Genomic DNA, 2,162 nt, shown 5'->3' with positions numbered 1-2,162 from the left:
TGGCTTAGTTGTATGATTTGTTTGGTTTTAACATGGCTTAAAAGAAATGTATAAAGCATAAGAAGACACCTCAGCTATGCTGAGTGACACGGAGTGGCATTGTGTCCCCTTATGCTCTTAGCAGAGAATCTGAAAAGAAGTTAAAAATATAAAAATATAAAGTGAGAAATGAATACTAGTTTTTGATTAGTCTAATTTTTTATTGGTTTTGATAATCATGTATAAGAGGAAAATACAGAGAGTTACACTTTGTATGATGGTAGAGTATAGTATTATATTTTCTTTTTTTGTTATTAAAGAATATATATCTAAAACTATAAGTATTAAAGAAATATAAAGACTATAGCTAAAAATTTGTTTTGTATATTTCCCACAAATTATTTGTGCTTTATTCCAATTTTTTTGTGTTTTCATTGATTTCTTTGTTCGAAAACCATAGAGGTGATTTATATTTTCAGGAGGGTTTTTGATCATTAATTCTCCTAGTAAAATCATAAAAATACTTGAAGGTAATAAAAGCATTGATGACATCCTTTTTTATGTTTTTGAAATGAGCTTTTTCTTTTCTTGATTAAACTAAAGTTTAACTAAAAACATGATTTAGTAAAGGATTTATTCAGGGTATAGTCGACTATATAATTCATTTGTCTTTTATGCCGAGAAAACTTTTTGAAAAAGAAAAGAACCCTAAAATAAACTTAAAGCGCAAGCGTTCGGATAGCGATAGCTATAAAACCGAACGATTGACACGCTTTTGGGTTTTTAGGGTTCAAAGTTTCTATTCAAAAAGGAAATTGGAATAAATATTTAGTAAGTGTGAGGACCACACCAATCATCTCTATTAGCCATACATTGGTTCCAAGCTTTACCACCTGTTAGACGATAGAATGCATCAAATCCCCACCATGGACTTGGTTTAACTTTTGCCATTGTAATCACTCTCCTTTGTTTGTTCTTTTTTATTTTTTCCGTTTTTAGAATTTTTAAACGTTTTTTTAAAATTTGGTGTTCCAGCCCAAACAGAAAAAGTTGAAAATATAAAATTTATTATTTTTGCTATTAATTCAAACATATTTATCCCTCATATCTTTTTTAGAATTTATACCCCTTTTTTTGTGGTAAAAATGTTTTTCTTTCTTATCTTGATAATAAGGGTAACTATTTCGATTTTGGATAGTTACCCTTAAAGCGTTGATGTGCTTGGTTTTAAACACAAAAAAAGTTGCTTTTTTCAGCATACTCATGTAGTGTTTTAGGTGTCTAATCTGAAAACATTATGAGAAAGGAGAAAAAGCAACTTTTTTTATTATCATAGTTTGTGAGAAACTAGGTTGTTTTTAATATTAATAACATGGATAAGTATACTGAGAAGAAACGTAGAAATCAAGTATTTCAGAAATTTATAGAGCGACATGTGGGGGAAAATCAAATGACATTGGTACGGGAATGTAATACCTTTTTGTCTTTTGTGACAGATAAGTCGTTAGAAAAAAACAAATTATATAAAGCAAATTCATGTAAGAATCGATTTTGTCCGGTTTGTGCATGGCGTAAAGCGAGAAAAGACGCACTAGGTTTATCTTTGATGATGCAGTATGTACAAAAAGAACATAAAAAAGAATTTATATTTTTAACATTAACAACACCTAATGTATCTAAAAATGAGTTAGAAAATGAGATTAAGCATTATAATAAAGCTTTTAAAAAAATGGTTGAACGAAAGAAAATCAGAACTATATTAAAAGGTTATGTAAGGAAATTAGAGATTACATACAACAAAGAGCGGGACGATTATAATCCCCATTTTCATGTTTTAATTGCAGTTAACAAATCTTATTTTAAAGATACTAAATCTTATATTAGTCAAAAAGAATGGTTGAATTTATGGCGAGATGTAACGGGAATGCCAGAAATTACACAAGTTCATGTTGAGAAAGTTAAGGCTAATAATGACAAAGAACTTTATGAAATGGCTAAATATTCGGGTAAAGATAGTGATTATTTGAGTAATCAAAAAGTATTCGACGCGTATTATCGTTCTTTAAAAGGTAAGCAGGTATTAGTGTATTCGGGATTATTTAAAGAGGCGAGAAAGTTATTAAAAAATGGCGATTTAGATTATTTAAAAGAGATTGATCCAACTGAATATATCTATCAAATTT

4 protein-coding genes are annotated in these 2,162 nt (G+C 28.8%); 1 reads left to right on the top strand and 3 read right to left on the bottom strand.

All coding sequences use genetic code 11. From position 1 onward, the window contains the following. Window positions 1-186 precede the first annotated feature (186 nt). The 3 genes from LQ617_RS15680 to LQ617_RS15675 form a co-directional block, all read right to left on the bottom strand. The gene (locus LQ617_RS15680; protein ID WP_275590297.1) at window positions 187-474 is read right to left on the bottom strand and encodes an SdpI family protein; all 288 of its coding nucleotides are present in this window, start codon (window positions 472-474) and stop codon (window positions 187-189) included. Window positions 475-807: 333 nt separating this feature from the next. Next, window positions 808-930 (bottom strand): hypothetical protein, encoded by a 123-nt coding sequence (locus LQ617_RS16060; RefSeq protein WP_267920232.1) that lies wholly within the window; start codon window positions 928-930, stop codon window positions 808-810. Beyond that, entirely contained in the window at window positions 917-1,072 is a 156-nt protein-coding gene (locus tag LQ617_RS15675; protein WP_239733092.1) for a hypothetical protein, read from the bottom strand. The genes LQ617_RS16060 and LQ617_RS15675 overlap by 14 nt, the downstream gene beginning before the upstream one ends. A gap of 279 nt (window positions 1,073-1,351) precedes the next feature. Here LQ617_RS15675 and LQ617_RS15670 point away from each other — a divergent pair. Next, window positions 1,352-2,162 (top strand): protein rep (locus LQ617_RS15670; protein ID WP_239740781.1); only part of this gene is annotated, 811 nt, incomplete at its 3' end.

This window comes from Mammaliicoccus sp. P-M59 (assembly GCF_022386135.1).
Classification (GTDB): domain Bacteria; phylum Bacillota; class Bacilli; order Staphylococcales; family Staphylococcaceae; genus Mammaliicoccus; species Mammaliicoccus sciuri_A.
Note: the sequence above shows the minus strand (reverse complement) of the source record. Positions and strands in the feature narration are given on the sequence as shown.